At 70.8% G+C, this 24,956-nt stretch carries 20 protein-coding genes and 2 pseudogenes; 8 read left to right on the top strand and 14 right to left on the bottom strand.

The window, feature by feature from the left end; genetic code table 11:
- Positions 1–4: 4 nt before the first annotated feature.
- The gene (locus OH768_RS30610) at positions 5–601 is read right to left on the bottom strand and encodes a hypothetical protein (protein ID WP_406458946.1); all 597 of its coding nucleotides are present in this window, start codon (positions 599–601) and stop codon (positions 5–7) included.
- A gap of 216 nt (positions 602–817) precedes the next feature.
- Here OH768_RS30610 and recQ point away from each other — a divergent pair, with 216 nt between their 5' ends.
- Positions 818–2,854, top strand: a complete 2,037-nt coding sequence (recQ, locus tag OH768_RS30615; RefSeq protein ID WP_406458948.1) for a DNA helicase RecQ — start codon at positions 818–820, stop codon at positions 2,852–2,854.
- A gap of 27 nt (positions 2,855–2,881) precedes the next feature.
- On the opposite strand, the gene OH768_RS30620 is transcribed toward recQ, so the two are convergent.
- From OH768_RS30620 to fahA, 8 genes are all read right to left on the bottom strand, one after another.
- Positions 2,882–5,692, bottom strand: a complete 2,811-nt coding sequence (locus tag OH768_RS30620) for a fumarate reductase/succinate dehydrogenase flavoprotein subunit (RefSeq protein ID WP_406458950.1) — start codon at positions 5,690–5,692, stop codon at positions 2,882–2,884.
- A gap of 11 nt (positions 5,693–5,703) precedes the next feature.
- Positions 5,704–6,483 (bottom strand): ABC transporter ATP-binding protein, encoded by a 780-nt coding sequence (locus OH768_RS30625; protein ID WP_406458952.1) that lies wholly within the window; start codon positions 6,481–6,483, stop codon positions 5,704–5,706.
- Entirely contained in the window at positions 6,467–7,351 is an 885-nt protein-coding gene (locus OH768_RS30630) for an ABC transporter permease (protein ID WP_406458954.1), read from the bottom strand. The genes OH768_RS30625 and OH768_RS30630 overlap by 17 nt, the downstream gene beginning before the upstream one ends.
- Positions 7,348–8,694, bottom strand: a complete 1,347-nt coding sequence (locus OH768_RS30635) for an ABC transporter substrate-binding protein (RefSeq protein WP_406458956.1) — start codon at positions 8,692–8,694, stop codon at positions 7,348–7,350. The genes OH768_RS30630 and OH768_RS30635 overlap by 4 nt, the downstream gene beginning before the upstream one ends.
- Positions 8,695–8,709: 15 nt before the next feature.
- Complete coding sequence (locus OH768_RS30640; protein ID WP_010986276.1) at positions 8,710–8,937, bottom strand: ferredoxin family protein; 228 nt, start codon at positions 8,935–8,937, stop codon at positions 8,710–8,712.
- 36 nt (positions 8,938–8,973) lie between these two features.
- A complete protein-coding gene (locus OH768_RS30645) occupies positions 8,974–9,762 on the bottom strand; it encodes a GntR family transcriptional regulator (RefSeq protein ID WP_406458958.1) in 789 nt (262 codons plus the stop codon).
- Positions 9,763–10,281: 519 nt separating this feature from the next.
- Entirely contained in the window at positions 10,282–11,220 is a 939-nt protein-coding gene (locus OH768_RS30650) for a M56 family metallopeptidase (protein WP_406458960.1), read from the bottom strand.
- A gap of 174 nt (positions 11,221–11,394) precedes the next feature.
- Complete coding sequence (fahA, locus tag OH768_RS30655; protein ID WP_406458962.1) at positions 11,395–12,609, bottom strand: fumarylacetoacetase; 1,215 nt, start codon at positions 12,607–12,609, stop codon at positions 11,395–11,397.
- Positions 12,610–12,806: 197 nt separating this feature from the next.
- Between fahA and OH768_RS30660 the strand changes: the two genes are divergently transcribed.
- Both OH768_RS30660 and OH768_RS30665 read left to right on the top strand, forming a co-directional pair.
- Positions 12,807–14,078 carry an ATP-grasp domain-containing protein gene (locus OH768_RS30660; RefSeq protein WP_406458964.1) on the top strand — a complete coding sequence of 424 codons (1,272 nt, stop codon included), beginning with the start codon at positions 12,807–12,809 and terminating at the stop codon, positions 14,076–14,078.
- Positions 14,079–14,145: 67 nt separating this feature from the next.
- On the top strand, positions 14,146–15,348 hold the full coding sequence (locus tag OH768_RS30665; RefSeq protein ID WP_406458966.1) for an FAD-dependent oxidoreductase: 1,203 nt from the start codon (positions 14,146–14,148) through the stop codon (positions 15,346–15,348).
- On the opposite strand, the gene OH768_RS30670 is transcribed toward OH768_RS30665, so the two are convergent.
- From OH768_RS30670 to OH768_RS30690, 5 genes and pseudogenes are all read right to left on the bottom strand, one after another.
- Positions 15,345–15,518 (bottom strand): hypothetical protein, encoded by a 174-nt coding sequence (locus OH768_RS30670; RefSeq protein WP_406465840.1) that lies wholly within the window; start codon positions 15,516–15,518, stop codon positions 15,345–15,347. The genes OH768_RS30665 and OH768_RS30670 overlap by 4 nt on opposite strands.
- Positions 15,519–15,598: 80 nt before the next feature.
- Positions 15,599–15,695 (bottom strand): annotated as a pseudogene (locus OH768_RS30675) (DUF397 domain-containing protein); the annotation flags it as partial.
- Positions 15,696–15,708: 13 nt separating this feature from the next.
- Positions 15,709–16,059, bottom strand: a pseudogene (locus OH768_RS30680) (Scr1 family TA system antitoxin-like transcriptional regulator); the annotation flags it as partial.
- A 222-nt stretch (positions 16,060–16,281) separates the two neighbouring features.
- Positions 16,282–17,424 (bottom strand): arabinogalactan endo-beta-1,4-galactanase, encoded by a 1,143-nt coding sequence (locus OH768_RS30685; RefSeq protein ID WP_406458968.1) that lies wholly within the window; start codon positions 17,422–17,424, stop codon positions 16,282–16,284.
- A 53-nt stretch (positions 17,425–17,477) separates the two neighbouring features.
- Positions 17,478–19,478, bottom strand: coding sequence for a beta-galactosidase (locus OH768_RS30690; RefSeq protein WP_406458970.1), 2,001 nt, complete (start codon positions 19,476–19,478; stop codon positions 17,478–17,480).
- Positions 19,479–19,667: 189 nt separating this feature from the next.
- Between OH768_RS30690 and OH768_RS30695 the strand changes: the two genes are divergently transcribed.
- The 5 genes from OH768_RS30695 to OH768_RS30715 all read left to right on the top strand — a co-directional run bounded on the left by OH768_RS30695 (position 19,668) and on the right by OH768_RS30715 (position 24,862).
- The gene (locus OH768_RS30695; protein ID WP_406458972.1) at positions 19,668–21,002 is read left to right on the top strand and encodes an ABC transporter substrate-binding protein; all 1,335 of its coding nucleotides are present in this window, start codon (positions 19,668–19,670) and stop codon (positions 21,000–21,002) included.
- Positions 20,999–21,991 carry a carbohydrate ABC transporter permease gene (locus tag OH768_RS30700; RefSeq protein WP_406458974.1) on the top strand — a complete coding sequence of 331 codons (993 nt, stop codon included), beginning with the start codon at positions 20,999–21,001 and terminating at the stop codon, positions 21,989–21,991. The genes OH768_RS30695 and OH768_RS30700 overlap by 4 nt, the downstream gene beginning before the upstream one ends.
- Positions 21,988–22,854 (top strand): carbohydrate ABC transporter permease, encoded by an 867-nt coding sequence (locus OH768_RS30705; protein ID WP_406458976.1) that lies wholly within the window; start codon positions 21,988–21,990, stop codon positions 22,852–22,854. Before OH768_RS30700 ends, OH768_RS30705 begins: the two co-directional genes overlap by 4 nt.
- Positions 22,855–22,920: 66 nt before the next feature.
- On the top strand, positions 22,921–23,949 hold the full coding sequence (locus OH768_RS30710; protein ID WP_406458978.1) for a LacI family DNA-binding transcriptional regulator: 1,029 nt from the start codon (positions 22,921–22,923) through the stop codon (positions 23,947–23,949).
- Positions 23,950–24,055: 106 nt separating this feature from the next.
- On the top strand, positions 24,056–24,862 hold the full coding sequence (locus tag OH768_RS30715) for an HAD family hydrolase (protein ID WP_406458980.1): 807 nt from the start codon (positions 24,056–24,058) through the stop codon (positions 24,860–24,862).
- The last annotated feature ends 94 nt before the right edge of the window (positions 24,863–24,956 follow it).

Consider the following 24,956-nt stretch of genomic DNA (forward strand, 5'->3'; position numbering starts at 1 on the left):
GCGGTCAGACCTTCGGGCAGACGACCTCGGGGTTCCAGGGGGCGAACAGGCTCTTGGAGCTGGGCTCGTAGATCCAGGCGTGGAGCGTGAAGTAGCCGGGGTGCTTCGGGTCCTTCTGGAAGGTCTGCCCGAACAGCGTCGGCGCGGTCGTCCGGCCCGTGTCCTTCACCATCCACTCGACCGCGACCAGCCGGCGCCCTTCGACGAAGTCGGACCCATCCGCGTACAGCAGGGCTGCCGGTTTCGCCGGATCGAGTGAATCGATGTCCGCCTGGTTGATGTAGTGGTAGCCCATACCGCCCTCGGGCGGGTTGGCGACGCAGTCGTCCGAGCGTTGGTATCCGGCGCTCGGGGTGACCGCGAACGCCTCGTACCCGTACTTAGAGGTGGCCTGGTACGTCTTGCTCAGCGTGGTCCACACGGACGGGTCGGGGTCGGACGCGGCATGGGCCGGGGCGGCCGACAGTGCGAAGGCCGCGGCCGTCGCCACCGCGACGGCGGTCTTGACGGCGCCCCTCAGGGGCCGGGAGGACGGGGGCCGAGGGGACGCGGCCGAGGGAACATGGTGGGGCTCCTTGGGCTTCTCTAGGCGTCCGCGCACGGCGCGCCGTCCGTTCGGTGGCGTGGCGGACCTCCCCCGGCCCGCCCGAGCAGCATGTTCCGGCCGTACCGGTCGCGCCATGTGACGGGAGCCATTCGACTGGCCACACCCGGTCACCGCCGCCGGCCTGTGGATAACTCCGACGCTGTCAGCGCGGAGCCCTATCGTGGACGCAGTGGTCGAGGGACGACGTACGGGGGACGAGCGATGCACGGGATGGGCGGGACGGTTGTGACGACCGAAGTACGGACGCCGACGGCGCACGGCGAGAGCGAGGCACTGGCCACGCTCCACCGCGTCTTCGGCTACGACAGCTTCCGCGGCGCGCAGGAAGAGGTCATCGAGCATGTGGTGGCCGGTGGCGACGCCGTGGTCCTGATGCCGACCGGCGGCGGCAAGTCGCTGTGCTACCAGATTCCGTCCCTGGTCAGACCCGGTACGGGCGTTGTCGTCTCCCCGCTCATCGCGCTGATGCAGGACCAGGTGGACGCGCTGCGGGCGCTGGGTGTGCGTGCCGGGTTCATGAACTCGACGCAGGACTTCGACGAGCGGCGCGTGGTCGAGGCCGAGTTCCTCGCCGGCGAGCTGGACCTCATCTATCTCGCGCCGGAGCGGCTGCGGCTCGACTCCACTCTGGACCTGCTCTCGCGCGGCAAGATCTCGGTGTTCGCGATCGACGAGGCGCACTGCGTGTCCTCGTGGGGCCACGACTTTCGCCCGGACTATCTCTCCCTCTCGCTCCTGGGCGAGCGCTGGCCGGACGTCCCGAGGATCGCCCTCACGGCGACGGCCACGGACGCCACGCACAAGGAGATCACCCAGCGGCTGAAGATGCCGGACGCCCGGCACTTCGTGGCGAGCTTCGACCGGCCCAACATCCAGTACCGGATCGTGCCGAAGGCCGACCCCAAGAAGCAGCTGCTGAGCTTCCTGCGCGAGGAGCACGCGGGCGACGCGGGCATCGTGTACTGCCTCTCGCGCAAGTCCGTCGAGGCGACCGCCGAGTTCCTGTCCCGCAACGGCATCGAGGCGGTGCCGTACCACGCGGGCCTCGACTCGGGCACCCGCGCGGCACACCAGTCCCGGTTCCTGCGCGAGGACGGACTGATCGTCGTCGCGACCATCGCTTTCGGCATGGGCATCGACAAACCGGACGTACGCTTCGTCGCCCACCTCGACCTGCCCAAGTCCGTCGAGGGCTACTACCAGGAGACGGGCCGTGCCGGGCGTGACGGAATGCCCTCCACGGCCTGGATGGCATACGGCCTGAACGACGTCATACAGCAGCGCAAGATGATCCAGTCCAGCGAGGGCGACGAGGCGTTCCGCCGCCGGGCCGCCGCCCACCTGGAGGCCATGCTCGCGCTCTGCGAGACGGCACAGTGCCGGCGCGGCCAACTCCTCGCCTACTTCGGGCAGGACCCGGACGCGGCGGCCTGCGGCAACTGCGACACCTGCCTCACCCCGCCGGAGACCTGGGACGGCACGGTCGCCGCGCAGAAGGTGCTGTCGACGGTGGTACGGCTGCAGCGCGAGCGGGGGCAGAAGTTCGGCGCCGTGCAGATCGTCGACATCCTCATGGGGCGCCGGACCGCCAAGGTGATCCAGTTCGACCACGACCAGCTGTCCGTGTTCGGCATCGGCGAGGACCTGGCCGAGGGCGAATGGCGGGGCGTCGTACGGCAGTTGCTGGCGCAGGGGCTGCTCGCGGTCGAGGGGGAGTACGGCACGCTGGTGCTCACCGAGGCGAGCGGCACGGTGCTGCGGCGCGAGCGGGAGGTGCCGCTGCGCAAGGAGCCGAAGAAGCCGGCGGCTGCGCGGTCGTCGTCCTCTGGCCGGGGTGAGCGCAAGGCGAAGGCCGCGGCGGTCGAACTGCCCGAGTCGCTCCAGCCCGCCTTCGAGGCACTGCGCGCCTGGCGTGCGGAGCAGGCCCGTGAGCAGGGGGTTCCGGCGTACGTCATCTTCCATGACGCCACGCTCCGGGAGATCGCGACGGTGTGGCCCACGTCGGTGGGGCAGTTGGGGGACATCAGCGGGGTCGGCGAGAAGAAGCTCGCGACGTACGGGGAGGGCGTGATCGGGGTGCTGGCTTCGCTGGGCGGGGCGCCGACGGTGACTCCGGCCGCGGCGCAGGAGCCCGCGCAAGCGCAGACGTCGGCACCCGCACGGGGCCAGACGGCGAAGGACGTTGACCCCGGTGCGGATTACTGGCCCGAGATGGACGCGGAGCCGGAGCCCGAGGACTGGATATAGGGGGCGACCTCTCTGATCCCCCGCTCGCTACAGCGCGCGGGTCGCGTATGCCCTGACGTCCGCGTCCGAGTCGGCGGTCGCCGTGGCGAGGGCCGCGCGGGCGTCCGTGGTGCGGTGCCGGGTCAGGGCGAGGACGGCCGCCTTGCGTACGTCGGCGTTCGGGTCGGCCAGGGTCTTGGCCAGGGCGGGGACCGCGGATTCGGGGTCTGCGGCGGACAGCGCGGTCGCGGCACCGGCCCGGACCTGCCAGGCCGGGTCGGCCAGGGCGGCGATTGCACGTGCCGTGAGCGGCGCCGGGCAGCCGGTGGTGCCCAGGGCACCGTAGGCGGCGGCGCGGACCAGGGCGTCGGAGTCTTCGGTGAGGGTGGTGAGGGCGGACTCGGCGCCCGTGTCGGACGCGACCTCGCCGGGGTCACCCAGGCGCCCCGCCGCCACCGTCCCCAGCGCCTTGGCGAAGGTGACGCGGACCTCGCGGGACGGGTCCGAGGGTGCCGCGTGGGCCAGCTCGGCGGTGGCGTCGACCGAGACCAGGGCGCGGACGGCCTCGATGCGGACGGTGGTGTCGGAGTCGGTGAGGGAGCGGGCGAACAGGGCGGCGTCGCCGAGGCGCAGCGCGCGCAGGACGTCGAGGGCGGCGGCGCGGACGACGGGGGCGGGCCCGGTCAGGGCGGCGGTGAGGCCGTCGCGGAGGGCGGGTGAAGGGGGCAGTGTCTCGACAAGTTCGCGCAGGGAGGCCGCGGCGGCCGTGCGGACCTCGGCGGCGGGGTCGCGGAGGGCCTCGGCGAGGGCGGGGCCAGTGCCGGGCGGGAGGGTCTCCGTCAGGACGGTGATCGCCTCGCGGCGGACGGACGGGGCCGGGTCGGTCAAGTAGGGGCGCAGGGCGTCGAGTTCGGGCTCTTCCTCGGCGAGGGCGACGAGTTCGAGGAGGCGGGAGGAGGTCTGTTCGGCGGTGGGAGCCGGAGCCGTACCGGGGGTGGGAGTTGTGGTCGTGGGGATGTCCGCGCCCCGCTCCGCGGACAGCTCTGTCGGGGACACCAGCGGGGCCGTGTCGCGGGAGCCCGCCGTCGCCACGTTCTCGGGATGTACCTCGCCGAGTCGGCGGGAGGGACCGCCGGTCGGGGTGAAGTCCTCGATCGGGACCAGGTAGGGGGCCACGGGTCGGGCCGTGAACTCCATCGCACCGGAGGGGGACTTGTGCAGGTCGAGGTGGTGGAACCAGGAGACGTCGTCGCGGGCCGGATGGTCGAGGCGGTCGTGGTAGAGGCCCCAGCGGGACTCCGTGCGGGCCAGGGAGGCGCGGGCCGCCATCTCCGCGCAGTCGCGGATGAAGGTGACCTCGGCGCAGCGCATCAGTTCGTGCGGGGTGCGGGCGCCCATCTCGGCGATGTCCGCGCGCATCCGCTCGAACGCCTCCAGGGCGAGCGACAGCCGGGCGCCGGACTTCGGCGGGGCCACGTAGTCGTTCACGAAGCGGCGCAGCTTGTACTCGACCTGGGGCTGCGGCGGGCCGTCCGGGTTGCGCAGCGGGCGGTAGATCAGCTCGTGCGCCTCGCGGAGCTGGGAAAGCGGCAATTTGCCCTCGTACGCGGTGTATTGGGCCGCGTCCGCGCCCGCGAGGTCGCCGAAGACGAACGCGCCGATCATGTAGTTGTGCGGGACGCAGGCGAGGTCGCCGGCGGCGTACAGGCGGGGGACGGTGGTACGGGCGTGGTCGTCGACCCGTACCCCCGAGGCCGAATGGCCGCCGCACAGGCCGATTTCGGAGATGTGCATCTCGACGTCGTGGGTGCGGTAGTCGTGGCCGCGGCCTTCGTGGAAGGTCCCGCGGGTGGGCCGTTCCGTCGAGTGCAGGATCGACTCCAGGGCGGAGATCGACTCCTCCGGGAGGTGGCTCAGCTTCAGGTACACAGGCCCGCGGTCGCTCGCCACTTCCGCCGCGAACTCGGCCATCATCTGGCCGGACCAGTAGTCGGAGTCGACGAAGCGTTCGCCGTGCCGGTTGACCTGGTAGCCGCCGAAGGGGTTGGCGACGTAGGCGCAGGCGGGGCCGTTGTAGTCCTTGATCAGCGGGTTGATCTGGAAGCACTCGATGCCGGTGAGTTCGGCGCCCGCGTGGTACGCCATCGCGTAGCCGTCGCCCGCGTTCGTCGGGTTCTCGTACGTGCCGTACAGGTAGCCGGAGGCGGGCAGGCCCAGTCGCCCGCAGGCGCCGGTCGCGAGGATCACGGCGCCCGCGCGGACCGAAACGAAGCCGCCCGTACGGGTGTTGAAACCCGCCGCGCCCACCGCGCGCCCCCCGGTGGTGAGTACGCGGACCGGCATCACCCGGTTCTCGATGCGGATCCGCTCCCGCATCTCGCGCCGCCGCAGCTGCCGGTACAGGACCTTCTTGACGTCCTTGCCCTCCGGCATCGGCAGCACGTACGAGCCGGAGCGGTGGACCTGGCGGACCGCGTACTCGCCGTGCTCGTCCTTCTCGAACTTCACGCCGTACGACTCCAGTCGCTGCACCATGGCGAAGCCGCGGGTGGCGGTCTGGCGGACGGTGGACTGGTCGACGATGCCGTCGTTGGCGCGGGTGATCTCGGCGACGTAGTCGTCGGGCTCGGCGCGGCCAGGGATGACCGCGTTGTTGACGCCGTCCATGCCCATGGCGAGCGCGCCGGAGTGGCGGACGTGCGCCTTCTCCAGGAGGAGGACGTTCGCGCCGCGCTCGGCGGCGGTCAGGGCCGCCATGGTGCCGGCCGTGCCGCCGCCGATGACCAGGACGTCGCAGGTCAGCTCTTCGGCCTCGGCGAGCGAGGGGATCTCCAGGGGCGTGTGCACGGGGGTGGTCACCAGGGGGCCTTTCAGGAACCGAGCGAGGTCAGGACGTCGCGGCGCAGTGCCACGCGCGCGGGAACGTCGTGCGCGGCACGGTCCCGTGGACGCGGCACCTCGCGTACGGCGACGAGCCGGCCGGCGCCGAGGAGGGCGACGCGGTCGCCGAGGTACAGGGCCTCGTCCACGTCGTGGGTGACGAAGACGACCGTGGCGCCGGTGCCGCGCAACACCTCGACCAGCAGGTCCTGCATGCCGGCGCGGGTCTGGGCGTCGAGGGCGCCGAAGGGTTCGTCCATCAGGACGGCGCGGGGCGCTCCGGCGAGGGCGCGGGCCAGTTGGGCGCGCTGGCGTTGTCCGCCGGAGACGCGGTGGGGCAACCGCCGTGTCTGCGCGGTGAGTCCGACCCGGTCGAGCCAGGCCCCGGCCTGGGTCCTGCGCTCGGCGCGCGGCAACTTCTTGATGGCCAGCGGGAGTTCGACGTTGGCACGCAGGGTGCGCCAGGGCAGGAGGGCGTCGTCCTGGAAGATCAGGGCGCGGTCGGCGGCGGGGCCGGTCAGCGGGCGGCCGTCCTGGGTGACCTCTCCGGCGAGCGGTGACAGCAGCCCGGCGAGCGTGCGGAGCAGCGTGGACTTGCCGCAGCCCGAGGAGCCGACGACGGTGAGGATCTCGCCGGGGGAGACGTCGAGGTCGACGTCGTCCAGGACGGGCGCGCCGGGGCGGCCGAGGGCGGCACCGCGCAGGGCCAGCCCGGCACCGGTGCGGGAGCCGGTTCCGGCGGGCGAACGGACGTCAGACGAGCTGGTCATGGGGCACGTCCTCCTGGGTCGTGGGGCTCGCCGGGACGGGTGCCGGGGCACCGTTCACCCGGCGCGGGGCGCGGCCCACCGGGACGTAGGACGTGCGCGGCAGCCAGTGGGTCAGGCGGCGGCCGAGGAGTTCCACGGCCGTGGAGGTGAGCCAGCCGAGCAGGCCGATCGTGACCATGCCGACGAAGACGCCCGGGTAGTCGACGACCGTGTAGTCCTGCCAGGTGCGGTAACCGACGCCGTACTGGCCGGAGATCATCTCGGCGGAGATCACACAGATCCACGAGACGCCGATACCGACCGACAGGCCGCCGAAGATCCCGGGCAGCGCGCCCGGCAGCACCACCGAGAACAGGACCCGCCACCGGCCGCCGCCCATCGTGCGCACCGCCTCCTCCCACACGGGGGTCAGTGCGCGGACGGCGTGGCGGGTGGAGACCAGGACGGGGAAGAAGGCGGCCGTGCAGGTGATGAAGACGATGCCCTGTTCGTTGGAGGGGAAGAGGAGGATCGCGACGGGGACGAGGGCGATCGCGGGGATCGGGCGCAGGACCTCGACGAGCGGGCCGAGCAGGTCCTCGGCGAGCCGCGAGCGGGCCACGAGCACGCCCGCAGCCACGCCCAGGACGGCCGCGAGCGCGAAGCCGGTGAGGATGCGGGTGAGGCTGTCGGTGAGGTCCGTCCAGTAGTCGTCGCCGGTGACCCGGTCGGCGAAGGCGCGGGCCACGTCGGCGACCGTGGGGAACTGCGAGAAGCGCAGCCACAGGTCGACGTTCAGGCTGGTCAGCAACTGCCAGATGCCGAGGGCGGCGGCCGGCGAGCCGAGCCGGAGCGCGTAGCGGCCCGACCGCCGCGGATACCGGGTCACGACGCCTGCTCCAGGGCTTCGGCGTACGTCACGACTCGCGCACCCCCGTGCGCGGCGACGTAGGCCTGCGCGGTCGCGGGTGCCACGAAGGGCAGAAGCTGGTCGCCGTCGCTCACCCAGACCGCCTTGTCCGCGAACCACAGGGTGCCGGTGGTGGCGTCGGGGACGTAGGCGGCGCGGATGCCGGTGCGGTGCGTGGAGACGTAACTCAGCAGCTCGGCAGGGGACTTGAAGCTGAGGGTCTTCTCGGAGTCCTTGGGCCATGCCTCGCTCGCGGCGGCCGGTGGTGTCGCGGCGAGTTGGCGGGCGTAGGCGGTCGTGCCGAGCGCCTGCTTCACATACCGGTCGTCCACGAAGGAGTCGACGTCGACGTCCCGGACGAGCTTCGCCGATTTCAGGACCGAGACGTCCTGCTTGAGGGCGGAGACCAGTTGGGGCTTGAGGGCCGGGTCGAAGGTGGCGATGCCGTGGGCGCCGTTGTAGAGGTACACGACCTCGGCGGGCAGGCCGGTGGCTTTGGCGACCTTCTCGGCGGCGGTCACCGGGTGGGCGGTGAGGTAGTCGGTCGCCTGGGCCTGGGCCTTGAGGAACGCGTCGAGTACGGAGGGGTGTTGCTCCGCGAAGTTCTCGCGGGCGGTGACGCCGTGGAAGGTGGGGAGGTTCAGTCGGGCACCGTCGTAGAGGGCCTTCGCCCGGCCCTGGAAGGCGAGCAGGCCGGGCCAGGCGACGAACTGGGAGAGCGCGTCCGCGCTGCCCGCCGTGAGGGCCGAAGCGCCCACCGCGGGCTGCTGGTTGAGCTTCTCGATGCCCTTGTCGGGGTCGATGCCGGCGCGTTGCAGGGTGCGGACGAGGGTGCCGTCGGCGGCGGAGCCCACGCTCGTGGAGACCTTCTTGCCCTTGAGGTCCTTGAGGGAGGTGAGGTGCGAACCCGGCGCGGTGACGATGGTGTTGAGGCCGCCGCGCAGGTTGTAGCCGGTGACGGAGACGAGCCGGGTGGGCCGGCCGAGCTGTTTGCCGCGGGCCGCGTTGATGAGGAGCGGGAAGTCGCCCATCGAGCCGATGTCGATCTTCCCGGCGGTCATCTGCGCGGTGATGGGGGCGCCGGTCGCGTAGTCCTGCCAGGCGACCTTGTAGGTGTGGCCGTCGTGGAGGGCGTTGAGCTGCTGCTCGAAGTAGCCGAGGGAGCGCAGAAGGGTGCCGGCGGTGACGGTGTTGATGGTCTTCGACTGGTAGCCGACGGTGACGGTGACCGTGCTGCCGCTACCGGCCTCCGCGCTGCCGCCGCAGCCGGACAGGGGGAGCAGCAGGGCGACCGCGGAAAGGGCAACTGCCTTGCGTTTCATGGGGGTTCGGGCCTCTCACCGGAGCAGATAGGGCATGTTGACCGTGACGGCTCCGGTGGGACAGCGGGCCGCGCACGGGCCGCAGTACCAGCACTCGTCGACGTGCATGTAGGCCTTGCCGTTGCTCTCGTCGATGGCCAGGGAGTCCAGCGGGCACATGTCGACGCACAGGGTGCAGCCGTCGATGCACTTCGACTCGTCGATGGTCACGGGCACGTCGGCCCGCTGGGGCGCCAAAGGCATGGCTGTCTCCAGGGAGGTACAGGCAGGAGGGAGAGGTCAGACGGACCGGTGCAGCAGGCCGCTCATGGTGATGCGGTCACCGCGGAAGCGGATGAACTCCAGGTCGACCGGGCGGCCGTCGGCGAGGTGGGTGAGGCGTTCCAGCATCAGGACGGCCGCGCCGCGCGGGGCTTCGAGTACGGCGGCGGAGTGGGCGTCCGCGTTGACGGCCTCCAGGGTGATCTCGGCGTGGCCGAGGCCCTGGCCGGTGACGGACTCCAGGAGGCGGAAGACGTCGGTGTTCTCCAGGTCGGCGTCGAGCAGCGCGGTGCCGATGTCGAGCGGGAGGTAGGTGAGGTCGAGGGAGAGAGGGATGCCGTTGAGGCGGCGCAGGCGTTCGATGTAGAGGACGTCGGCGCCGGGCTGGACGCGGAGGCGTTCGGCGACGGGGGCCGGTGCCGGGGCGGGGCCCATGGTGCGGACCTCGTTGGTGACCCGGCCGTGTTCGCGCAGGGTCTCCGCGAGGCCCATCAGCCGGTCCAGGCCGTGCGGGTACTTCCGCGCGACGACGACCGTGCCGACGCCGGGCAGCCGGTCGACGAGACCTTCCGCGCGGAGCAGGTCCAGGGCCTGGCGGACCGTGTTGCGGGAGGCGCCGTACTCGGTGGCGAGGGTGGTCTCGTGCGGGAGCGAGCCGTCGGGGAAGCCGTCGGCGAGGAGCTCGTGGCGCAGCAGATCGGCGAGCTGGCGGGCCTGGTCGGCACGCAGCCGGCGCCGCGCGCGGTGGGCGGCGACGGTGGTCGCGCCCTGTCCGGCGTGGTCTCGGATGCGGTCCGTGGGTGGCATGTTTCGAACCATAGCGAGCGGGTGGGGAATGGGGTGTTGCGGGAGTGTTGCGCCACCGGTGCCTCCGGCGGCGAGGCGGCTGAGCTGGGCGGATGGTTGCTCGTGGGGGACATCTGCCACGTTCGGGGTGGCGGGCGGTGGGCTGCGCGACGTGGGGTGTGGGCTGCGGGCGGGGCAGGCCGGAGGGGGATCGGTCGAGCGGCGTCGGGCGGCTGCCGCGGGGTCGGCGTGGTCGTTCCGACGTCGCCGGCCGGGCCGTCGGCCAGGGGGTCGTCAGCCGAAGGTCGGCAGCGACGTTCGGCGGCCTCGGTCGTCCACTGCCGGGCCGAGGTGGCCGCGCCGACGCTGCCGGCCGGGTGTTGTCGCCGACCGCCGACCCGATCGCCTGCCGCCGACCGCCGCCCCGGCAGCCTGCCGCCGACCGCCATCAGGCCGACGGCCCAGCGGTTGTCAGCCGACGGTCATCGACCAGGGGCATCGGTCGAGGGGCAGCAGGCCACGTTCGTCGGGCCACGGGCATCAGGTCAGCGCCGTCAGCCCCGGCGCGAACACGATCAGGAGCGGGAGCAGCGGGATCAGTGCCGCCACCGTCGTCGTCAGGGCGCGGCGGCGGCGGTCCAGGCGGGGGCGGGGGTCCAGGAGGCGGTCGACGCGTTCGCCGAGGAGGCGGTGGCTGGAGGCGCAGGAGAGGACGCCGCGGTGGTTGTTCAACTCGATCAGGGCCAGCGCCGTGGTGAGGTGGCCGCATTGGCGGGAGGCGGTGTCGTCGGCGGCGAGTTCCACCAGCCGGTGGGTCTGGTCGCAGAAGTGGGCGAACAGCGGAACGCGCGGGAAACCGGAGGCCAGCGCGGTCGACAGATGCAGCAGCCAGTCGTGGTGGGCGCGGGCGTGACCGCGTTCGTGGGTGAGGACCGCGTCGAGCTGGTGGCCGGTGAGGCGGTGCAGGGCACCCGTGGTGACGACCAGTTGGGGCGGATGGCCCGGCATCCACCAGGCGTCCGGGTACTCGTCCTCCAGGACGAGGAGGGGGCCGCGCGCCGGGGGCAGCCCGGCGGGCAGGTCGGGGGCGCGCTCGCGCAGATGGGCGCGGGCCTGACCGCGCCGGCGGCGGGCCTCGGCGAGTTCGCGGGCCAGCATCGCCGTCGTCCAGGCGGCACCGCAGGCCAGCGACAGCGTGAGGGCGACGGCCCAGACGGGAGCGGCGGAGAGGTCGTAGGCCGCGGTGACGGCGGGCGGAGCCGGGGCGAAGACATGGTCGCGGACGGTGTGGAAGACGGCCGCCGCGCCGAGCACGAGGGCGCCCAGACAGCACAGCAGGACCGTGGCGACCAGGCACTGCCACACCCACAGGCCGACCACGGGTTCCCGCTCGGGCCACCCGGCCCGGGTCAGCGCGCGCGGAACCGGCACGGCGGCCGAGAGGGCGACGACGCTCAGCAGGAGCAGGCAGACAGTCATGCCACGGGCTCCGGATCCTGGTCAACGGCACAGACAGGGGGAACAACGGGAGGTGCGGGTGCGGCTGTACCCGAGGGCGAGCGCACGAGGTGTGGGCCCGCCCGCCGTCAGTATGACTGTCCGGACGGCCGGAGTCAGGTGTACGGCGAGCACCGGACGCACCCGCGACCCACCTCAGCCCCGCGCCACGATCCGCCCGGTGACCTCGCCAAGACCCACCCGTGTGCCGTCCGCGCCCGGCGCCCACGCCGACAGGGTCACGACATCCCCGTCCTCCAGGAACGTCCGCTTGCCGTCCGGGAGTTCGAGGACGTCCCGCCCGTTCCAGGTCAGCTCCAGCAGCGAACCGCGCTCACGCTCGGCGGGCCCGCTGACCGTGCCGGAGCCGTACAGGTCGCCGGTGCGCAGGGAGGCGCCGTTGACCGTCATCTGGGCGAGCTGCTGCGCGGCCGTCCAGTACATGGTGGCGAACGGCGGCTCGGAGACGACGTGGCCGTTGATCGCCACCGAGATCCGCAGGTCGTAACCGCCGGGCTCCTCCGCCGAGTCGTCCAGATAGGGAAGGAGTTCGTGCGTGCGCTCGGGCGGCGCCACCCGGGCCTCCTCCAGCGCGTCCAGCGGGGTGATCCACGCCGACACCGAGGTGGCGAAGGACTTGCCGAGGAACGGGCCGAGGGGGACGTACTCCCAGGCCTGGATGTCGCGTGCCGACCAGTCGTTGAGGAGGCACAGTCCGAAGACGTGCTCGCGGAAGTCGGCGAGCGCCACCGGCTCGCCCATCCGCGACGGCGTGCCGACCACGAAGCCGACCTCCGCCTCGATGTCCAGGCGGATCGACGGGCCGAAGACGGGCGCCGGGTCGGACGGGGACTTGCGCTGCCCGGACGGTCGTACGACCTCCGTGTCCGAGACCACGATCGTGCCCGAGCGGCCGTGGTAACCGATGGGCAGATGCTTCCAGTTGGGGGTGAGGGAGTCGGGCGCGTCGGGGCGGAAGATGCGGCCGACGTTCCGGGCGTGGTTCTCGGAGGCGTAGAAGTCGACGTAGTCCGCGACCTCGAAGGGGAGGTGCAGGGTCACCGCGGAGAGCGGGTGGAGGAAGGGGGCGATCGTCTCCTGGTGGGACGGCACCGTCACCCACGCGGTCAGCGCGCGCCGGACGTCCGACCAGGCCGTACGGCCCGCGGCGAGCAGCGGGTCGAGGGTGGGGTGCGCGAGAAGGGAGACATACGGCGAGCCGAGCGCGGCGGCAGCGGCGCCCGCGTCCAGCACCTGGTCGCCGTACCGGACGCCGACGGTCCGTTCGTCCGAGCCGAGGGGCGAGAAGACGCCGTAGGGAAGGTTGTGCGGGCCGAAGGGATCGCCCTCGGGAAGATCGAAGGGGGGCATGGGGTGCTGCCTCACTCTCGTACGTACTCGCATGTGGCCGCGCCACAGGTTACGGGTGAGTTGCAGGGAGCGGCAGTGTCTAAAGAGTTCGCAATGTCCGAATAGGTCTTGTCGGAGGAGGCAATTCCGGCTTAGCGTCCTTTGGGGGACACGGACGGGGTGGGTCCGGTCCGTAGGGGGGACACGTGGGGGGACCCGTGGCCAAACGCACCAGCAGTGTGCCTTTCGAGGCCGACCGCGCGGTGCCGGGCCTGATCGTGAAGTTCGGCGCCTATCCGCTGCATCACGGCGGGGTGGGCGCGATCCGCAGTCTCGGCCGTCTCGGCGTGCCGATGTATGCAATCACGGAGGACCGATACACGCCGGCCGCGGCATCCCGTTATCTGGAACGCGCGTTCGTCTGGCCGACGACCGGCACCGAGGAACCCGAACGACTCGTCGAGGGACTGCTGCGCATCGGGCGCCGCATCGGCCGTCCCACCGTCCTCATCCCCACCGACGAGGAGGCCGCCGTCCTGATCGCCGAACACCAGGACGCACTCACCGACCGTTTCCTGTTACCGCGCGTGGACCCGAAACTGCCGCGCCACCTCGCCAGCAAGCAGGGGCTGCACGAACTCTGCGTGGAACACGGCATACCCAGCCCCACGGCCGCCTTCCCGCAGTCCTACGACGACATCGTCGACTTCGCGGAGAAGGCCCGCTTCCCGATCGTGGCCAAGAACCGGGAGGCGTTCGTACGACGCTCCCGGCCCGCGGTGAACGGCACGACGAGGATCACCACCCGCGAGGGACTGCTCGCGCTCGCCCGTGACTGGGGCGAGCACCCCGGCGTGATCCTCCAGGAGTACCTGCCGAGGGAAGAGGCCGAGGACTGGATCGTGCATGCCTACTTCGACCAGGACTCCACCCCGCTCGCCATGTTCACCGGCGTCAAGGTGCGCTCCTGGCCGCCGCACGCGGGCATGACGGCAAATGCGTATGTCGTGGACAATCCGGAACTCGCGGATCTCGCCGCGCGTTTCATCAAACAGATCGGCTTCACCGGAATCATCGACCTCGACCTGCGCTTCGACCGGCGCGACGGTCAGTACAAACTGCTCGACTTCAACCCCCGCATGGGCGCCCAGTTCCGGCTCTTCGAGAACGAGTCGGGGGTGGACGTCGTCCGCGCCATGCACCTCGACCTGACCGGCCGCCCCGTCCCGGAGGGGGAACAGCGCGCCGGCCGCCGGTACATCGTGGAGAACATCGACCTGCCCGCGCTCCTCGCCTACCGCCGCAGCGGCTATACGACGCCGCACGCGCCGGCGAAGGCGAGCGGGACCGAGCTGGCCTGGCTCGCGGGTGACGACCTGCGGCCGTTCTTCACGATGCTCGCTCGCTTCGTGCGGCCGGGCGCGAAGCATCTGTATCAGCTGTGGCGCACCAACCGGCGCGGCAGCAGCACCAGTAGCGGCCGACAGTAGCCAGTAGGAAACAGTTGGCGGCAGCTCCAGCACGAAGTGGCGAATTGACGTCCTGGGGAGGGACTTCGTGATTCAACCGGTAGCAGTCATCGGCGCCGGCCCGTTCGGCCTGTCCACCGCCGCGCATCTGCGGGCGCGCGGCATCCCGGTCCGTGTGTTCGGCGAGCCCATGGTCAGCTGGCGCGACCACATGCCGGCCGGAATGCTCCTGAAGTCGACCCCGGCCGCCTCCAACTTCGACGCCCCGCAGCCCGGCCACAACCTCGTCGACTACTGCGACGCGGCCGGCATCCCCCGCCTGGTCACCGACGAGGACATCATCCCCGTCGAGACGTTCATCGGCTACGGCGAGTGGTTCCAGCAGAAGCTGGTGCCCGAGCTGGAGCGGGTACGGGTCGTGTCGGTGGACCGGAACAAGGGCGGCGGCTTCGAACTCAAGCTGGACTCGGGGGAGTTGTTCGCGGCCCGGGCGGTCGTGGTGGCCACGGGCCTGTACGGCCTGGCCCGCCTCCCGCCGGCACTGGCGGCAGCGGCGGCCGACGGCCCCGCACCCACCGGTCCCGTCTCGCACAGCTCCCAGCACCACGACCTGAGCGGGTTCAAGGGCAAGGAACTGATTGTCGTCGGCGCCGGCCAGTCCGCGCTGGAGACGGCGGCACTCGCGGCGGAGGCGGGCGCGCAGGTCCGGATCGTCTCGCGCGGGCGCGGCCGGGTCGCGTTCGGCGCGGCGCCCTGGGACCAGCCGAAGCTGCGCCCGGAATCGCCGTTCGGCCGTGCCTGGTCGCTGTGGGCGCTGAGCTACTACCCCCAGCCGTACCGCTACCTCCCCGAGCCGACCCGCCACTACCTGGTGCGCCGGGTGCTCGGTCCGCTCGGTGCGTGGTGGCTGCGGGAGCGTTTCGAGGGGAAGGTGCAGGTCAGCGAGGTCGAGCGGATCGTACGGGCGGATGTGGAGGCGGGCGGCCCGGTCCTGACGGTCTCCACGCACCGCGGCGGCACCGAGCAGCTCACCGCCGACCACGTCATCTCGGCGACGGGCTATCGGGTGGACATCGCGGCGATGGACTTCCTGGGCCACGAACTGCGCACCCAGCTCGCGGTGAGCCGGGGTACGCCGAAGCTCGGTGCCGGGTATGTGTCGTCGGTGCCGGGGGTGTACTTCACGGGGCTGCCGGCCGCGTCGTCGTACGGGCCGGTGATGCGGTTCGTGTGCGGGACGGAGTTCGCGTCACCGCGGTTGGCGAAGCATCTGGCGGCGGCGCACGGCTAGTTGACGGTCTGCCGGTGGGTGGTCACCTCGTCGGGGAGGAGGTGGGCGCCCTTCGAGTAGGCGGTCGGGAGGTCAAGTCGTAGGCAGGCGAGGGCGATCAGCTGATCGCGCAGGGCGTTGATCCAGTGCGCCGCCTGCCAGGTGCGGTCGCGTTGTTCGGGGGTGGACATGCCAGGGTGGTCCCGGGGGAGGGGTTGTGGAAGTGTGACGGTTCGGGGGGAAAGTGACACACTTTTTTGGGAGGGGTGGGGAGGGGCGGGGGTGGTGGCTACTTCGACGCAGGAGTCGCCCTCGGAGCCGCTGCTGTAGCCGCTCTTGAACCAGGCCAATTCGGGCTCGCGGATCATGTTTCCCCCAGCAGAGCTGCCTGGGCTCCGAGACGGGCCGGCCGTTCGCTACGACCGGCGAGCGTCCCACTGCCGAGCCGTCGGCGAACTTCAGCACATCGATTCCGCCGTCGACTCCCGCGTGCTCCTCGCGATCCATCGGCATCACCTGAAGCTCGACGTTCCTCAACTGCCCCGTCTCCAGAAGATGTTCCAGCTGCCGGCGCGGCAATGCCTTCCCTCCGAGCGGACGCCGAAGTGTCCACTCCTCCAGGACGAAGCCGAGTTCGGGCCCGGGGTCCCGCTTGAAGATCGCCTTGCGGGCCAGGCGCGCGGCGATGTACCGCTCTACCTCGTCCTCGGTGTACGCGGGGCGCCTCATCAGACTGACGACCCACGGTCGCCAGGACCGCGAACCCCCCTCGTCGTCCGGGTCCACCTCCCAGCCCGGCTCGTCCACCTCGTTGTCCACGCTCATCCCGCGCCCCTCCGTCGTACGGCCATGCCGCACACGCCCCTACCCGTACAGCACTTGCCAGCAGCCCGGACAGCACCGGACAAGCACTGGACAAGTCACCGTACGGATTGGACTCGTCACGCTCAGGCGTTACGACCGGTATCGCCCCAGCGTCCTCAACCCCGGCAACGCCCTGTCCTGGAAGTCGAACAGCGCCAGGTTCTCCCACGCGTTCCCGGACGTCGGGTCGGTCGGGTCCCAGCCGTCGCCCTTGCGGTACGTCCAGACGCCCTCCCAGTAGCAGTAGCCGAGGCCCTTTCCGCCGGGGACATCCACCATCAGGTCCGCCACCGTGCGCAGCCACGCCGCCTGGCCCGCCGGCGTCGCCGGGTAGCCCTCCGTGAGCTGTGAGGGGTCGTACATGATGTCGTTCGTCGTGTCCTCGCTCTCCAGCGTGAACGGATACGCGGTCTCCGCGATCAGCACCGGCTTGTCGTAACGCGCGGCCAGATCCGCCAAGTTGGCCGCAGCTGCCGCCGGGGCGCCGTGCCAGAACGGGTAGTACGACTGGGCGATGATGTCGAAGTCGACGCCGTCGGCCACCACGTTGTCGTACCACCAGCGCGACGTGCCGTTGTCGCCGCCCGACGCGATGTGGAGCATCGTGCGGATGCGCGGGGTCGTATCGCGCGCCGCGGTCAGGCCGGCCTTCAGGAATGTCGTCAGGTTGCCCCAACCCCCGGCGTCGTCACCCCAGTTCTTGCCGGTGGGCCAGAGCAGGCCGCCGTTGATCTCGTTGCCGATCTGGACCAGGTCGGCCGGGGTGCCCTGGCGGCGCAACGCGCCCAGCACGTCGGCGGTGTGGTCGTAGACCGCCCTCGTCAGGGCCGCCACATCCAGGTCCGCCCAGGCGGCCGGCTTGGTCTGGTGGGACGGGTCGGCCCAGGTGTCGGAGTAGTGGAAGTCGACCCAGATGCCGATCCCGGCCCGGCGCAGCCGCTTGGCCAGCGGGAGGATGTGCTGCTTGTTGTTGTAGCCGTCGGCCGGGTTCACCCAGACCTTGAGGCGGGCGTGGGTCACGCCGGCATCCGCGAGGATGCGGATCGGGTCGTCCCGGCGGCCGTCCGCACGGCGGTACACCGCGCCGTACGCCTCGTCCTTGGGGAGGGACGAGATGTCCATCCCCCGGATCTCCAGCCGGCGCCGGTCGGCGGCCATCGCGGGCGCCGCGCCCAGCACCGGTATCGCGAGTGCGGCTGCACCGGCCGCCGTAAGAACACTGCGTCTGCGCATCACAAAGCTTCCCTTCAGTAAGTGACCAAAGAAACAAGCGAGTTGAGCCGAGGTCAGCGCGGGTCGCGGAAGACCTCCACCCCGCCCGCCGGTACCGCCGCCCGGCTCCCGTCCGGCAGCACCACCTTCACCTCGCTCCCGGTGTGGTTCACCGCGAAGCGAAACGTCCCCGACTCGCCCTCCCGTACGACGAGTTCGACATCGCGGGGCAAGTCGACCGGCGTGATGCCCGCGTCCGCGAGGGCGAGGTCCACCACGGCGGCCAGGTCGGCACCGGTCAACCGCGTCGCCAGGTACCACGCCGCCCCCGACCCCACCGCATGCCGCGTCAGCGCCGCCCCTCCCGCCGTACGACCGTCCGCGAAGACCGCGACCGTCTCGCAGCCGGCACCAGGGATCACTACCTCCGACCACAGATCCGCGGTGTACGACGACCCGTCCGCACCCCGCACCGACACGGTCTCGCCCGGCAGCAGCGGGTCGAACTCCTCGACGGTCAGGCCGAGTACGTCCCGCAGCGCCCCGGGATACGCGCCCGGATGCAGCGTGTCGTTCTCGTCGACGATCCCGGAGAAGAAGGAGACCAGCAGCGTCCCGCCCCGCGACACGTACCGTTCCAGGTCGGCGCCCACCCCGGCCGGCGCCGAGTACAACTGCGGTACCACCAGCAGCGGATACCGCGATGGGTCCAGGTCCCCCAACCCCGTCGGCGGCAGGAAGTCCACCGTCAGGTGCCGGTCGTAGAGCGCCTCGTAGAACGAATCCAACCGCTCCCGCGCGTCCAGGTCCTGGCTCGGCCGCCACTCCAGGCTCTGCGCCCACCACGAGTCCCACGACCACACCATCGCCACGTCACCCCGGGTCCGCGTACCCCGCAGATCGGCGAGGCCGGCGATGCGTCGGCCGAGGTCCGTCACCTCGCGCCAACCCCGGTTGTCCGTACCGGAGTTCGCCAGCATCGCGGTGTGGAACTTCTCCGCGCCCGACTGCGACTGCCGCCACTGGAAGAACATCGCGCCCTCGGAGCCGCGCGCCACGTGCCCGAGTGAGTTGCGGGCCATCTCGCCGGGGCGCTTCGCGGGGTTGTACGGCTGCCAGTTGACCCCGGACGTCGCGTGCTCCAGCAGCAGCCACGGACCCCCGCCCGCCACCGAGCGGGTCAAGTCCGCCGCCAGCGCCAGGTTCACATGGGTGCGGCGGCCGTCGGTCATCAGGTAGTGGTCGTTGGTGACGAGGTCGACCTCCTTCGCCCAGGCCCAGTAGTCGACGGTCTGGCCCTGGCTCGGGGCGACCATGAAGTTGGTGGTGACGGGCACGCCGGGGGAGAGGCGGTGCAGGATGTCCCGCTCGGCGACGAAGTTGGCGCGGGCCTGCGCGTCGGCGAAGCGGTGGTAGTCGAGCTGCTGGGTGGGATTGCATACGGACGGGGTCGCGCGGGGCGGGGTGATCTCCTCCCAGTCGCCGTACTGCTGGCCCCAAAAGGCCGTTCCCCAGGCGTGGTTGAGGGCGTCGAGGGTGCCGTAGCGCTCCCGCAGCCACCCCCGGAAAGCCGCCGCACAGACATCGCAGTAGCAGGCGAGCACAGGCGCGCCGTACTCGTTGTGGACGTGCCACAGGACCACGGCCGGGTGGCTGCCGTAGCGCTCCGCGAGGGCCTTGGTGATCGTGGCCGCCGCCGCACGGTAGTCGGGGTTCGAGTGGCAGATCGCGCCGCGCGAGCCGAAGGCGAGGCGCACGCCCTCGCGCGTCACCGGCAGCGCGGAAGGGTGCGCGCGGTAGAACCACGCCGGCGGTACGACCGTCGGCGTGCCGAGGTTCACCGCGATGCCCGCCCCGTGCAGCAGGCCGATCACCGTGTCCAGCCACTCCCAGTCGTACTCGCCGGGGCGCGGCTCCATCCGGGCCCAGGAGAAGACGCCGAGGGAGACCGCCGTGACACCGGCCTCCCGCATCAGCCGTACGTCCTCCTCCCAGACCTCCCGCGGCCACTGCTCGGGGTTGTAGTCACCTCCGAAGGCGAGCGGCAGACGGTCGTGCGGGGCGGGGGACGGCATGGGTTCGCTCCCGAAGGTCGACAGGTAAGAATCGGCTATTTCTGTGATCGTGCACATGGATGGTCGCGGGTCGCACCCATCAGCAACAAGTAGGTAACCCCAGGCGACACCCATTGACAAGGGTCCGAAACAATTCTCTACTGTGCACGGTCACAGAGCCGTGGACAGGCTCGCACTCAGTCAGGGGAGATGAAGATGTCGATCCACCGCCACCAGTTCAGCAGGCGCAGCATCCTTGCCGGGGCAGCAGCTGTCGGCCTCACCGGCACCCTCGCCGCCTGCGGCGGTTCCGGCGACGACTCCGGCAAGAGCAGCGGGCCCGTCAAGCTGACCTACTGGTCCTGGGCGCCGAACATGGACAAGGTCGCCGCGATCTGGAACAAGAAGAACCCGGACATCACGGTCACCGTCTCCAAGCAGGCCGCCGGCAAGGACATCGTCTCCAAGCTGATCACCGCGAAGAAGGCGGGCAACGCCCCCGACCTGATCCAGGTCGAGTACCAGTCGCTGCCGACGCTGGTCTCGAACGACGTCCTCGCCGACATCTCGAAGTACGCGAAGTCCGCCAAGTCCCAGTTCGCCGAGGGCCTTTGGGGCATGGTCACGCTCGGCACCGACGCGGTCTACGCGATACCGCAGGACTCCGGCCCGCTGATGTTCTTCTACCGCGAGGACCTGTTCAAGCAGCACAACCTGACCGTCCCCGCCACCTGGGACGACTTCGCCAAGACCGCCCGCGCCGCCAAGAAGGCAGTCCCGAACGCCTACTTGACGACGTTCTCCTCCAACGACCCCGGTCTGTTCGCGGGGTTGGCGCAGCAGGCCGGCGCCAAGTGGTGGACCGTGGGCAGCGGCGGCAAGTGGACCGTCGGCATCGACGACGCGGCGACGAAGAAGGTCACCGACTTCTGGGGCGGTCTCGTCCAGGAGGGCGTGATCGACAACCAGCCGATGTACACGCCGGCCTGGAACAACGCCCTGAACAAGGGCACCCACCTCGGCTGGGTCTCCGCCGTGTGGGCGCCCGGTGTGCTGGTCAGCGCGGCCCCCGACACCAAGGGCAAGTGGCGGATGGCCCCGCTGCCGCAGTGGAGCGCGGGCGAGAGCGTCACCGGCAGCTGGGGCGGCTCCTCCACCGGTGTCTCCACCGACTCCAAGCACGCCGAGGCCGCGGCCAAGTTCGCGGCCTGGCTGAACACCGACCCGGAGGCGCTGGCCGCCCTGGTCAAGGAGGTCGCCATCTACCCGGCGGCCACCAAGGGCCAGTCCGGCTCGGTCCTCACCCCGCCCGCGTTCTTCCCGAACCAGACCGACTTCTACGACACCGCCGCCAAGATCGCCGCCACCACGGCCGCCTCCGCCTGGGGCCCGAACGTCCAGGTCGCCTACGACACCTTCAGCGACGCGTTCGGCAAGGCCACCAAGGCGAAGAAGGCCGCCCAGTTCGACACCGCGCTCGCCACCATGCAGTCGGCGACCTTCACCGACATGAAGAAGCAGGGCTTCAAGGTGACCGAGGCATGACCAGCACTCCGCTCAAGGGCTCCGACCTGACGGCCGGGCCCTTGGCGGACGGCACCGCCACCTCCGTCCGCCCCCGCCGCCTCCGTCGCCGTGGCCGTGGCCGCAGCGCGCCGTACTGGTTCCTCGTACCGGCCGTGCTCCTGTTCGCCGGCTTCACCGTCGTACCGATCGGGTACGCGGTGTGGCTCAGTCTCCACAAGGTCCAGGTCAAGGGCATCGGCCTCGGCAAGGGCGCCCGCGAGCAGGTGTGGAACGGCATCGGCAACTACACCGATGTCCTGCACGACTCCGAGTTCGGCCACAGCGTCCTGCGCGCCTTCGGCTACGGCCTGATCGTCATCCCCACGATGCTCGGTCTGGCGCTGGTCTTCGCGCTGATGCTGGACACCCCGCAGGCGCGCAGCGCCAAGTTCGCCCGGCTGGCGATCTTCCTGCCGTACGCCGTCCCGGGCATCATCGCCGCCCTGATGTGGGGCTTCCTGTACCTCCCGACGGTCAGCCCCTTCTACTACCTCCTGCGCGAGTTCAATCTCCCGCAGCCCGACCTGTTCGACGGCGGCAACCTGTACCTGTCCTTCGCGAACATCGCGGTGTGGGGCGGCACGGGCTTCAACATGATCGTCATCTACACCGCCCTGCGATCGATCCCGCAGGAGATCTACGAGGCCGCCCGCATCGACGGCGCGTCCGACCTGAAGATCGCCCTGCGGATCAAGATCCCGATCGTGATGCCGTCGCTGGTGCTCACGTTCTTCTTCTCGGTCATCGCCACGCTCCAGGTCTTCACCGAGCCCATGGCGCTCAAGCCGCTGACCAACGGCCTCTCCAGTTCCTGGAGTCCGCTGATGGCCATCTACGACGCCGCCTTCCTCAGGTCGGACATCTACGGCGCCTCCGCCACCGCCGTGGTGCTGGCCCTGGCGACCTTCGCGCTCTCCTTCACGCTGCTGCGCGTCTCCGACCGCTACACCCGGGAGGACCGGGCATGACCCCCCTCACCCTCACCGCCGCCGAGACCAGGCCGAAGCGCACCGCGTGGGTGCCGACCGTGGTGCTGATCCTCGGCTCGCTGTACTGCCTGATCCCCGTGGCCTGGGTGGTCATCGCGGCCAGCAAGGGCCACGGCGAACTGTTCTCCACCTTCACCTTCGCCCCCGGCACCGGATTCCTCGACAACCTCAAGGAGTTGAGCTCCTACCGGAACGGCATCTACTGGGAGTGGATGGTCAACTCCCTCGTCTACGCGGGCGGCGGCGCCCTGCTCTCCGCCGCGGTCTCGGCCGCCGGCGGCTACGCGCTCGGCCGATTCGCCTTCAGGGGACGGGAGTTCGTCTTCAAGCTGATGCTGGCCGGCGTCCTCGTCCCGAGCATCGTGCTCACGGTCCCGCAGTACCTGCTCCTCTCGAAGCTGGGCCTGGCCGACTCGTACTGGTCGATGCTCCTGCCGTCGATCCTCTCCCCCTACGGCGTCTACCTCGTCCGTATCTACGCGGCGGCCTCCGTGCCCGCCGAACTCCTCGAAGCCGCCCGTATGGACGGCGCGAGCGAGTGGCGGATCTTCTCGCGGATCGCGGTGCCGATGATGATGCCGGGGCTCATCACGGTGTTCCTGTTCCAGTTCGTCGGCATCTGGAACAACTTCCTGCTGCCGTACGTGATGCTCGCGGACGACACCAAGTTCCCGCTCACGCTGGGCCTTTACACCCTCCTCAACCAGGGCGCCTCCCAACCCGCCCTCTACACCCTGGTCATCATGGGCTGCTTCCTCGCGATCCTGCCGCTGATCGCGCTCTTCCTGGTGATCCAGCGCTTCTGGTCCCTGGACCTGCTGAGCGGCTCGGTCAAGGCGTGAGGCACAAGTGATGCAGGTACTGAGCCGTACCTCCCCCCACCGCACTGAACCGGCAGAACGAGGACCATGACCACCAGTCCGAACGGACGCCGCAAACCGCCCACCATCCACGACGTGGCCCGGGAGGCAGGGGTCTCCCGGGGGACCGTCTCCCGCTTCCTGAACGGCGGCCACTACGTCTCACCGGCCGCCCGCACCGCCGTGGAGACGGCGATCAGGAAGACGGGCTACGTCGTCAACCGGCACGCCCGCTCCCTGAGCACCGGACGGTCGGACTCGGTGGCGTTCCTCCTCACCGAGCCGCAGGAGAAGTTCTTCGAGGACCCCAACTTCAATGTCCTGCTGCGGGGTTGCACCGAACACCTGGCCCGCCACGACATCCCCCTGCTCCTGATGCTGGCCTCCTCCAAGGACGACCGCCGCCGCCTCACCCGCTACATCACCTCGGGCCACGTGGACGGCGTGCTGCTCGTCTCCAACCACAGCGGCGACCCGGTGGCGGCCGAACTCCGCGACGCCGGCATCGCGTTGGTGGCCTGCGGCAAACCGCTCGGCCCCGCCTCCAAGTACAGCTACGTGGCCGCAGCCGACCGCGACGGCGCCCAGGAGATGGTCCGCCACCTCATCTCCCGGGGCAGACGCCGCATCGCCATGGTCACCGGCCCGCTCGACGCCCCCGGCGGCCCCGACCGCCTGGCCGGTTACCGGGACGTCCTCACGGAGGCGGGCTTGCCCCACGACCCCGCACTCGTGGTGGAGGGCGACTACCGCCGCACGGGAGGCGAGGAAGCAGCCCGCCGACTCCTCACCCAGGCCCCCGACATAGACGCGGTGTTCGTGGCCTCGGACCTCATGGCCCTAGGAGTCGTCAACACCCTCCAGCAATCCGGCCGTTCGGTCCCGGATGACATCGCTGTCGGAGGCTTCGACGACTCGGCGGCGGCCACGGCGATCACCCCGGCACTCACCACCATGCGGCAGCCCTACGACCGCATCAGCGCCGAGATGGTCCGCATGCTGCTGGCTCAGATCGCCGGCGAGGACACGGCGGGCGTGATCCTGCCCACCGAACTGGTGGTCCGGGAGTCGGCATAACCGCCGTAACTGTCAAACCAACCGGAACTCGGGTCAACGGATGTGAAGGCAGCAGCCGTCCGGTTCGTGTCGAGTCGGTGGGGCGTTCCATCCGTATTCTCTGATCATGGCCGCACCCCTCGCATATGCACTGATCGCCACCGACCTGGACGGAACGCTGCTGCGCGGCGACGACACACTCTCCGACCGGTCCCGCATCGCACTGGCGAGGGCGACGGCGGCCGGCGCCCGGCACCTGGTCGTCACCGGCCGGCCCGCCCCGAGGGTGCGACCGCTCCTCGAAGACCTCGGCAGCAGGGGGCTCGCGGTGTGCGGACAGGGCGCGCAGTTGTACGACGCCGGCGCGGACCGTCTGCTCTGGTCGGTCACCCTGGACCGGGAGTTGGCGGAGACCGCGCTCGGCAAGATCGAGGCGGAAGTGGGCCAGGTGTACGCGGCGGTCGACCAGGACGGAGTGGACGGCCTCACGCTGATCGAGCCCGGCTACCTGATGCCGCACCCCACGCTGCCCGCAGTGCGGGTGGGCAAGCGCGACGACTTGTGGTCCGAACCGATCAGCAAGGTGCTGCTCCGTCACCCGGCCCTGGAGGACGACGAGTTGGCGTCCACGGCGCGCTCGGTGGTCGGTTCACTGGCCTCGGTCACCATGTCGGGCCCCGGCACCGTCGAACTCCAGCCACTCGGCATCACCAAGGCGACGGGCCTCGCCCTCGCCGCCCGACACCTCGGCCTCCACCCCTCCGACACCATCGCCTTCGGCGACATGCCGAACGACATCCCGATGTTCGACTGGGCGGCACATGGAGTGGCGATGGCGAACGCCCACCCCGAACTCAAGGCGGTGGCGGACGAGGTGACGTCATCGAACGAGGACGACGGCATCGCGGTGGTACTGGAAAGACTCTTCGGCTGAGCTTTGAATGGCGCCGAAGGGGCCCATTCGGGGGCGCGGGGCTGTGTCAATTTGCGGCTCCGCCGCGCGGGCGCGACCAGCCACGACGGCGCGT

Origin of the sequence: Streptomyces sp. NBC_01622 (genome assembly GCF_045209635.1) — a bacterium.
Lineage (GTDB): Bacteria > Actinomycetota > Actinomycetes > Streptomycetales > Streptomycetaceae > Streptomyces.

Bases quoted from the DNA above. Each gene is read 5' to 3' on its own strand.
- OH768_RS30700 (WP_406458974.1), top strand. From the start codon at position 20,999: ATGACCAGCACTCCGCTCAAGGGCTCCGACCTGACGGCCGGGCCCTTG.
- OH768_RS30625 (WP_406458952.1), bottom strand. From the start codon at position 6,483: ATGACCAGCTCGTCTGACGTCCGTTCGCCCGCCGGAACCGGCTCCCGC.
- OH768_RS30685 (WP_406458968.1), bottom strand. From the start codon at position 17,424: ATGCGCAGACGCAGTGTTCTTACGGCGGCCGGTGCAGCCGCACTCGCG.
- OH768_RS30715 (WP_406458980.1), top strand. From the start codon at position 24,056: ATGGCCGCACCCCTCGCATATGCACTGATCGCCACCGACCTGGACGGA.
- OH768_RS30705 (WP_406458976.1), top strand. From the start codon at position 21,988: ATGACCCCCCTCACCCTCACCGCCGCCGAGACCAGGCCGAAGCGCACC.
- OH768_RS30690 (WP_406458970.1), bottom strand. From the start codon at position 19,478: ATGCCGTCCCCCGCCCCGCACGACCGTCTGCCGCTCGCCTTCGGAGGT.
- OH768_RS30650 (WP_406458960.1), bottom strand. From the start codon at position 11,220: ATGACTGTCTGCCTGCTCCTGCTGAGCGTCGTCGCCCTCTCGGCCGCC.
- OH768_RS30640 (WP_010986276.1), bottom strand. From the start codon at position 8,937: ATGCCTTTGGCGCCCCAGCGGGCCGACGTGCCCGTGACCATCGACGAG.
- OH768_RS30710 (WP_406458978.1), top strand. From the start codon at position 22,921: ATGACCACCAGTCCGAACGGACGCCGCAAACCGCCCACCATCCACGAC.
- OH768_RS30635 (WP_406458956.1), bottom strand. From the start codon at position 8,694: ATGAAACGCAAGGCAGTTGCCCTTTCCGCGGTCGCCCTGCTGCTCCCC.
- OH768_RS30645 (WP_406458958.1), bottom strand. From the start codon at position 9,762: ATGCCACCCACGGACCGCATCCGAGACCACGCCGGACAGGGCGCGACC.
- fahA (WP_406458962.1), bottom strand. From the start codon at position 12,609: ATGCCCCCCTTCGATCTTCCCGAGGGCGATCCCTTCGGCCCGCACAAC.
- OH768_RS30670 (WP_406465840.1), bottom strand. From the start codon at position 15,518: ATGTCCACCCCCGAACAACGCGACCGCACCTGGCAGGCGGCGCACTGG.
- recQ (WP_406458948.1), top strand. From the start codon at position 818: ATGGGCGGGACGGTTGTGACGACCGAAGTACGGACGCCGACGGCGCAC.
- OH768_RS30695 (WP_406458972.1), top strand. From the start codon at position 19,668: ATGAAGATGTCGATCCACCGCCACCAGTTCAGCAGGCGCAGCATCCTT.